Genomic DNA, 8178 nt, shown 5'->3' with positions numbered 1-8178 from the left:
TTGGGGCACCAGGTGTTGCCCGTCCACCGGTGTCCGACCAGCCCGCCGGGGGCACCGGCTCACCACTTGACCGCCAGCCCGGCCAGCGCCGTGACGGGTTCCGCCACCGGCGACGCCTGCCCGGATCCTCGCCGACCCGGCCGGTCGGCTGGTGTGGACCTCGCCGGCGCTGCCCGGCTCCGCCCACGACCTGACCGCGACCCGTACCCACGGCCTGGTCGACATGCCGGTCGCCCACGAGGTCACGACGTTCGCCGACAAGGCGCAGGTCTGCGACCAGCGGGCGGGTCAGGCGGAGGTGGGCGCGGGCGGCGAGGATCAGCCAGGTCCAGCGGTCGGCGGCCTCGGGGTCGCGCAGCCGTGTCGGCGTCGGTGCCGGAGGACCACGGCCAGGCCGGTCTGTTCACTTCGCCGGAGGGCAGGTGCTCCACCGTCAGGCGGATCACGGGGCCTCGGTGATCGACAGTGGTCCACTGTGGTCGATCCAGGCGCTGCGGCGGCCGGTCGTGGGTGCAGTCGGTTTCGTGCCTGCGCGGTGGCGGTGCCGTAGAGGCGCGCGTCGGTGCTGGTCACCACGTCCCCGGTGTTCCAGGTGGCCGAGTCGCCGAAGACGAACTCGCGCCGTGCTCGCGGAAGCGTCCTCCGTCCGGGTCGTGACCCCGAGGCGGGGTCGGGCGGCGCAGCACCCGGTCCGACCGCGTCCGCCCCAGCACCCGCACCGGTAGGTCTCCCAGCAGGTAGGCGATGCGGGGCGCGTCGTGGCCGGCGTCGAACACCACCAGGATCTCCGGATCGCCCTGCTTCCATTGACTGGCGGCGATCAGCCGTTCGACCACGCCGCGCGGTTGGGCGGCGTGACCGCGGCGAGGTCGGCACCGGGCGGAAGGCGGACCGCGTCCAGCAAGGCGGTCCACGACGTACCGCCGGTCTCCAACGCGCCACGAACGAGTACGGCCATCCCGCGATCATGCGATGCTCGCCCTTGCCGCGTCCGCAGACGTGACGGAACGAGCGGTCGGGACAGGGCGCGCCATCCGGACGCAACCAGGGCGAGACGTCGACCGCGGGCACCAGACGGCCGTCTGCCGCCCGCGGTGACGGCATACCCACCAGCGCGTCACGCAACCGGTCGGCCCCGATACGGCGTTGTCGATTGCGTCGTACAGCCCACCGCGCCCACGCCGGTGCTCCGCCGCGAGCGACAACCCCACCGGAGTCCGCACCGGCTCGTCGGCGCACAGCAGGGCGTCGGCCGGCTCGAACAACCCGTCCGTACTGCGACAGGACCGCTGCCGGACCGCCCGCCCCCGCAGTGAGGGCCACCGGCGGTACGGGTGCGCGGCCCGGCCCCGCCGTGAACTCCGAAATTGGCAATCCACCTAGACGATGGCCGACTTCGTTGACCGGTGTTGTCCGCGCCTCCCACTCTGAGGTCGCACAGGCCCGCGGGACAGTCCTCGGAGGTTCGATCGTCTCGACCACGGTGGTGCGCGGTTGCAGCACGGCGGACAACCCACCGGAGCCGGAGGCCACGACGTGCGGCGGCCGGCACGACAGGAGTACGCGCGGTTCCACGCAGACGCACGCCCAGGGGCCGGCACCGGACCGGCCCACCGTCCACGAGGAGCACGCCCTTGTTCAGCAGAATCGCCATCGTCAACCGCGGCGAGGCCGCGCTCCGGCTCCTCCACACCGTCGGTGACCTCGTCGAGCAGACGGGAGCGCGGATCGAGACGGTCGCGCTGCACACCGACGTGGACAGCGCGGCGACCTTCGTCCGGCGGGCCGACCACGCGTACCTCCTCGGCCCTGCGGCCTCCCGTCCCTACCTCGACCTGGCGGTGCTGGAGCGGGCTCTCGTGGAGACCGGCGCCGACGCGGCCTGGGTGGGCTGGGGCTTCGTCGCGGAGAACCCCGATTTCGTCGAGCTGTGCGACCGCCTCGGCGTCGCGTTCATCGGTCCGAGCGCCGCGGCCATGCGCCTGCTCGGCGACAAGATCGGCTCGAAGCTGCTGGCCGAGCGGGTCGGTGTGCCGGTGGCGGCGTGGAGCGGCGGGCCGGTGGCGGACCTCCGGGCGGCGGTGGAGGCGGCCGACGCGGTGGGCTACCCGTTGATGCTCAAGGCGAGCGCGGGCGGCGGTGGTCGCGGCATCCGCCGGATCGACTCGCGGGAGGAGTTGGCCGAGGCGTTCGAGCGGACGTCGTCGGAGGCGGAACGCGCGTTCGGCAGCGGGGTGATGTTCCTGGAGCGGTTGGTGATCGGTGCCCGGCACGTGGAGGTGCAGGTCATCGCGGACGGGCAGGGCACGGCCTGGGCACTGGGGGTTCGCGACTGCTCGGTGCAGCGGCGCAACCAGAAGGTGATCGAGGAGTCGGCGTCGCCCGTCCTGACCCGAGACCAGGTGGAGCACATCAAGGCCGCGGCCGAGCGGCTGGCGTGCGCCGTCGAGTACCGCGGCGCGTGCACCGTCGAGTTCCTGTACCACCCCGGCACGAGCACGTTCGCCTTCCTGGAGGTCAACACCCGCCTCCAGGTCGAGCACCCGATCACCGAAGCCACCACCGGGTTCGACCTGGTTCGCGCCCAGCTCCAGGTGGCGGCGGGGCGACCGCTGACCGGGGAGCCGCCGCGCGAGACCGGCCACGCGGTCGAGGCGCGGCTCAACGCCGAGGACCCGGACCGCGATTTCACGCCCTGCCCGGGGCGCATCGCGCGCCTGGACCTGCCGACCGGTCCGGGGGTCCGCGTGGACACCGGTGTCGGCGCGGGTGACGTGATCCCCGCGGAGTTCGACTCCATGATCGCGAAGGTGATCGGCTACGGCGCGACGCGCGCCGAGGCGCTCGCCAGGTTGCGCCGGGCGCTGGCCGAGACCACGGTCGTCGTCGAGGGCGGCACGACCAACAAGGGCTTCCTGCTGGAACTGCTGTCCCACCCGGAGGTCGTCGACGGCACGGCGGACACCGCGTGGGTCGACCGCGTGCGCGGCGCGTCCGGGCGCGGTGACGCCCCGCACCTCGCGGTGGCGCTCGCGGTGGCGGGCATCGAGGCGGCGGACGCCGCGGACGAGGTCTCGCGCGCCGCGCTGCTGGCCTCGGCGCGCGGCGGTCGCCCGGCGACCGACCACGAGGCCACCCGGTCGTTCGACTTCCTCGCGGGTACCGCGGGTCACCGGGTCGAAGTCACCCGGACGGGGATCGGGCGCTACCACGTGTCGGTGCCCGGTGCGACCGAGGCCACCGTGGAGGTGCGGCGGTTCGACCGGCACGCCGCGGAACTCGTCGTCGACGGTGTGCGCCACCGCGTGGTCGTCGACGCGCGCGACCCCGTGTACCACGTGGAGGTCGAAGGCACGACGCACCGCTTGAGCCGCAACGAGGGCGGCCTGCTGCGGGCGCCGATGCCCGGCTTGGTGGTCGCGGCGCCCGTGGCGGTGGGCGCCGAGGTGCTCGCCGGCGACCCCGTGGTGGTGTTGGAGGCGATGAAGATGGAGAGCGCGGTGCGCGCGCCTGCCCGCGCTCGCCTCACCGAGCTGTGCGTGCCGGTCGGCACGCAGGTCGTGGCGGGTGCTCCGCTGGCACGCCTCGACGTCGGCGAGCGGTCGGGGGTGGACGACGGGTCGACCGTCGAAGTGCGCTTCCCCACCGCGGCGGAGGAGTCCGCCGAGCGCCGCGCGGCCCACCTGCTGGACGTGCTGCACGACGCCGTCCTCGGGTACGGTCCGGTCCCGGTCCTGGACGGGTACCTCGCCGCCCGCCGGGAACTCGCCGATCGGCCGCTGGCCGGCGAAGCGCGGCTGCTGCGGGTGTTCACGGCGGTGTGCGGGTTGAGCGGCGACCGCGCCGATGACGGCGGCCGGGCGCCGCGCGAGGACTTCCACTGGTACCTCACCACGCTCGACGCCGACCGGGCCGGTGTGTCGGCGTCCTTCCGGCGGCTCCTGCGCGCCGCGCTCGCGCACTACGGCGTCGACGACGTGGAACGCGGCGACGGGGTCGGCGAGGCGGTGTTCCGGCTGCACTTGGCGCTGCGGCGCGCGGGGGAGGCCGCCGAGGTCGTCCGGGCCCTGCTGCGGCGGTGGCTGACCGAGCGCCCACCGGCGGCACCCGACCGGGAAGCGGTGGAGACGGCGCTCGACCACCTGGCCTCGACCGCGCGGACGGCGTTCCCCGATCTCGCCGACACCGCGCGGGCCGTCCTGCTGCGCTGGTTCACCGGTCCCGCGCGCCGCCGGGCACGGGCTCGCGCCCACGCCGACGCCCGGCGGCACCTCCACCACCTCGACAACGCCCCGTCCGCCCCCGATCGCGCGGAGCGCCTAGCCGCCGTGGCGGCGACGCCCGAACCCCTGGTCCGGCTCCTGACGGGACGGTTCGACCGGACCGGCGCGGGTCCCGACCCGCTGCTGGAGGCGTTGGCCCACCGGCACTACGGCGACCAGGCCCTCGGTGACGTGCGCACGGCGGAGGTGGGCGGCTGCGCCTTCCTCGTCGCCGAGCACCTGGCCAGCGGCTCGCGGCTGGTGAGCACCGCCGTCCCGTTCGACCGGCTCGCCGCGGCGCAGCGCGGGATCGTCGAACTGGGGCAGGAGCAGACCGTGGTCGCCGACGTGCACGTGCTGTGGGACGACTTCCCCGCCGACACCGACACCGCGGCCGAGCTGCTGCTCGTGCCGCTCGGCGCGAGCGAGCTGCCCGAGAAGATCGGCCGGATCACGGTGACCGCCACCCGGCGCGGCGGGACCGGGCACCACCACTTCACGTTCGTCCCGGGCACGGGCGGCCTGGTGGAGGATCGGCTGCTGCGCGGTCTCCACCCGTACGTCGCCGAGCGCGTGCAGTGGGAGCGGATGAGCGGGTTCGTCCTGGACCGGCTGCCCACCGGGGACGACGAGGTGGCGCTGTTCCGCTGCACCGCGGCGGGCGACCCGTCCGACGTCCGGCTCCTCGCGCTCGGCCAGGTCCGCGGCCTGACCGGGCGGCACCGGGACGACGGGGCCGTGGAGCTGCCGGCGGCGGAGGAGTCCCTCGCCCTGTGCCTGGGCACGATCCGGCACGCCCGGCTGGAGTCGGGTGCGGCGCACAGCCACCGCGTGCTCGTCTACCTGTGGCCACCCGTCGACGTCGAAGCGCCCGAGGTCGCCGCCGCGCTGGAGCGCCTGCTCCCGGACGCCGACGGGCTGGACCTCGCCGAAGTGCTGGTCCTGGGTCACCGGCACGCGGACGGCGCGGGTGACGAGGCGGACCTCGCCGTTCGGGTCGTGCCGGACGCGCAGGGGCGGTTGCGGGTGGTCCTCGGTCTGCCGCCGGTCGGACCGCTGCGCCCGCTGGACGGCTACGCGCGCACGGTGTCGAACGCCCGTGCCCGCGGCGTGGTCCACCCCCATGAGCTGGCCGGTCTCGCGGCCGGCGCGGGCGGCACGTTCACCGAGTACGACCTGGACGGCGACACCCTCGTGCCGGTGGACCGGCCGAAGGGCGGGAACACCGCCGCGGTGGTCGTCGGCGTGGTGAGCACGCCGACCCCGAAGCACCCGCAGGGCGTGTCCCGCGTCGTCCTGCTGGGCGACGCCACCAAGGCGTTGGGCGCGCTGTCCGCGCCGGAGTGCCGGCGCGTGGTCGCCGCCTTGGACCTGGCCGCGGCGCTGCGGCTGCCGGTCGAGTGGTTCGCGGTGTCGGCGGGCGCGCGGATCTCGCGCGAGTCGGGCACCGAGAACATGGACTGGGTGGCGGCCGTGTTGCGGCGCATCGTCGAGTTCACCCAGGACGGCGGCGAGGTCAACATCGTGGTGTCGGGCATCACGGTCGGCGCGCAGCCGTACTGGAGCGCCGAGGCCACCATGCTCATGCACACCAAGGGCGTGCTGGTGATGGTGCCCGGATCGGCGATGGTGCTGACCGGCAAGCGGTCGCTGGACTTCTCCGGTGGCGTGTCCGCCGAGGACAACGCGGGCATCGGCGGGTACGACCGCGTCATGGGCCCGAACGGCCAGGCGCAGTACCGGGCCGAGGACCTCGCCGGGGCGCGCGACGTGCTGATGGCGCACTACGACCACGCCTACGTCGTGCCGGGCGAGACGGGTCCCCGCGCGGCGTCGACCGCGGACCCGGAGGACCGGGACGTCACGTCGTACCCGCACCCGGCGGGTGACAGCCCGTTCACCTCGGTGGGTCAGATCTTCTCCGCCGAGAGCAACCCCGACCGCAAGAAGCCGTTCGACATCCGGGCGGTCCTGCGCGCCGTGTCCGACCAGGACCGGCCGGTGCTGGAGCGCTGGGCGGACCTCGTGGGCGGCGAGACGGCGGTGGTCCTCGACGCACACCTCGGCGGGCAGCCCGTGTGCCTGCTGGGCATCGAGTCGACGACCGTGGCGCGGCGCGGGTTCCCGCCCGCCGACGGGCCTGGCGCGTACACGTCGGGCACGCTGTTCCCCCGGTCGTCGAAGAAGGTCGCCAGGGCGATCAACGCCGCCTCCGGTGTGCGTCCGGTGGTGGTGTTGGCGAACCTGTCCGGGTTCGACGGCTCCCCCGAGTCGATGCGGGAGCTCCAACTGGAGTTCGGTGCCGAGATCGGCCGGGCGGTGGTGAACTTCCGCGGCCGGATCGTGTTCTGCGTGGTGTCCCGCTACCACGGCGGTGCGTTCGTGGTGTTCTCCAAGGCGCTCAACCCCGGCATGACGGTCCTCGCCGTCGAGGGGTCGTTCGCCTCGGTCATCGGCGGCGCGCCCGCCGCGGCCGTCGTCTTCTCCCGCGACGTCGACCAGCGCACCGCCGGGGACCCGCGCGTGCTCGCCCTGACCGGGGCGGGCGGCGGCGGGGAGGACCCGGCCCGCGTGCGACGGGCGGTGCGGGCGGAGAAGCTGGGCGAGGTGGCGGCCGAGTTCGACCGCATCCACGACATCCACCGCGCCGTCGAGGTCGGCTCCGTGGACCGCGTCCTGCCGGCGCGGGAGCTGCGGCCGGGCATCATCGCGGCGGTGCGGGGCGCGTCGCGCCCCTGGAGGCCCTGACCGGCCGACGAGCCGGACGCGACCGCGAACGGACCACCACGACGCGGACCGCCCGGCCCGGCTCACGCAGCCGGGCCGGGCGGTCCGCGTCGCACTCAGTCCGCGTGCACGCTCCTCCGCGCCCGGGTGAGCCCGCCGCGCAGCAGGTCCAGCACCTCGGCCTGGTGGTCGGTCAGGAAGAAGTGGCCGCCGGGGTAGACCCGCAGGTCGAACGCGCCGGTGGTGTGCTCCCGCCACCCCTCCGCCTCGGCGGCGGTCGTCTTCGGGTCGGCGTCACCGGTCAGCACGGTCACCGGGCAGGTCAGCGGCTCCCCCGGCGTGTGCCGGTAGGTCTCCACGGCGCGGTAGTCCGCGCGCAGCGGCGGCAGCACCATCGCCACCAGGTCGCGGTCCCGCAGGTTCGCTGCGCCCGTGCCGCCGAGCGCGGCGACCTCGGCCAGCAGGCCGCGCTCGTCCATCAGGTGCACCGCCTCGGAGCGGTGCCGGTCGGGGGCGCGCCGCCCGGACACGTACAGGTGCGCCGGCGCCTCGTCGTGCTTGCCGGTCATCAGCCGCGCGACCTCGAACGCCACCAGCGCGCCCATGCTGTGCCCGAACAGCGCGGGAGGACCGCCGGGCAGGTCGGCCACCAGTGGTGCGACCTGCCGGGCGATGGCGCCGACGTCGTCGAGCGGCACCTCGCCCCGGCGGTCCTGGCGGCCGGGGTACTGGACCGCGAGGACGGACACGTCCGGCGCCAGGGCGTGCGACATCGGGTGGTACCAGCTCGCCGATCCGCCCGCGTGCGGGAAGCACACCAGGCGCGGCGCGGCGCGGCGGCTCGCGTGGTACTCCCTGAGCCACCGGGCGCGCTCGTCGTGGCGCTGTGCGGACATGGGTGTCTCCTTCTCCTCGACCGTGCTCGGAACCGGCTCCGGGCAGCGCGAGACCCCGTGGCCGCGGTGTCACGCCCACGGGGTCGATCCCACCGCCCTCAGTCGTCGTGCACCACGACCGCCTGCACCGGGCACGCCTGCGGCACCTCGTGCACGCGCGGGTCGTCCGCGCCGTGCTCGCCGCCCTCGACGAACGCGACGAGCGCCTCGTCGTCCTGGGTGAACACGGTGGGCGCGGTCATCACGCACTGCCCGGCGCCGATGCAGCGGTCCCGGTGGAGGGTGATGCGCAC

5 protein-coding genes and 1 pseudogene are annotated in these 8178 nt (G+C 74.9%); 2 read left to right on the top strand and 4 right to left on the bottom strand.

What is annotated here, in order from left to right; genetic code table 11:
• Positions 1 to 121: 121 nt before the first annotated feature.
• Positions 122 to 259: pseudogene (locus CKY47_RS37130) on the top strand (IS5/IS1182 family transposase); the annotation flags it as partial.
• Between the two features lie 310 nt (positions 260 to 569).
• Here the strand turns inward: CKY47_RS37130 and CKY47_RS37125 are convergent.
• Both CKY47_RS37125 and CKY47_RS34695 read right to left on the bottom strand, forming a co-directional pair.
• A complete protein-coding gene (locus CKY47_RS37125; RefSeq protein ID WP_371320786.1) occupies positions 570 to 836 on the bottom strand; it encodes a transposase in 267 nt (88 codons plus the stop codon).
• Positions 821 to 958 carry a hypothetical protein gene (locus CKY47_RS34695; RefSeq protein WP_306750605.1) on the bottom strand — a complete coding sequence of 46 codons (138 nt, stop codon included), beginning with the start codon at positions 956 to 958 and terminating at the stop codon, positions 821 to 823. The genes CKY47_RS37125 and CKY47_RS34695 overlap by 16 nt, the downstream gene beginning before the upstream one ends.
• Positions 959 to 1634: 676 nt before the next feature.
• Here CKY47_RS34695 and CKY47_RS34690 point away from each other — a divergent pair.
• Positions 1635 to 7010 carry an ATP-binding protein gene (locus CKY47_RS34690; RefSeq protein WP_306750604.1) on the top strand — a complete coding sequence of 1792 codons (5376 nt, stop codon included), beginning with the start codon at positions 1635 to 1637 and terminating at the stop codon, positions 7008 to 7010.
• 95 nt (positions 7011 to 7105) lie between these two features.
• Here CKY47_RS34690 and CKY47_RS34685 read toward each other — a convergent pair whose 3' ends face one another.
• Both CKY47_RS34685 and CKY47_RS34680 read right to left on the bottom strand, forming a co-directional pair.
• Positions 7106 to 7885: a thioesterase II family protein gene (locus CKY47_RS34685; protein ID WP_306750603.1), complete on the bottom strand. Its 780-nt coding sequence runs from the start codon at positions 7883 to 7885 to the stop codon at positions 7106 to 7108.
• Between the two features lie 98 nt (positions 7886 to 7983).
• Positions 7984 to 8178: a ferredoxin gene (locus CKY47_RS34680; RefSeq protein ID WP_306750602.1), complete on the bottom strand. Its 195-nt coding sequence runs from the start codon at positions 8176 to 8178 to the stop codon at positions 7984 to 7986.

The organism is Saccharothrix longispora (assembly GCF_030852425.1).
Classification (GTDB): Bacteria; Actinomycetota; Actinomycetes; order Mycobacteriales; family Pseudonocardiaceae; genus Actinosynnema; species Actinosynnema longispora.
This window is presented reverse-complemented; position numbering and strand designations above follow the sequence as displayed.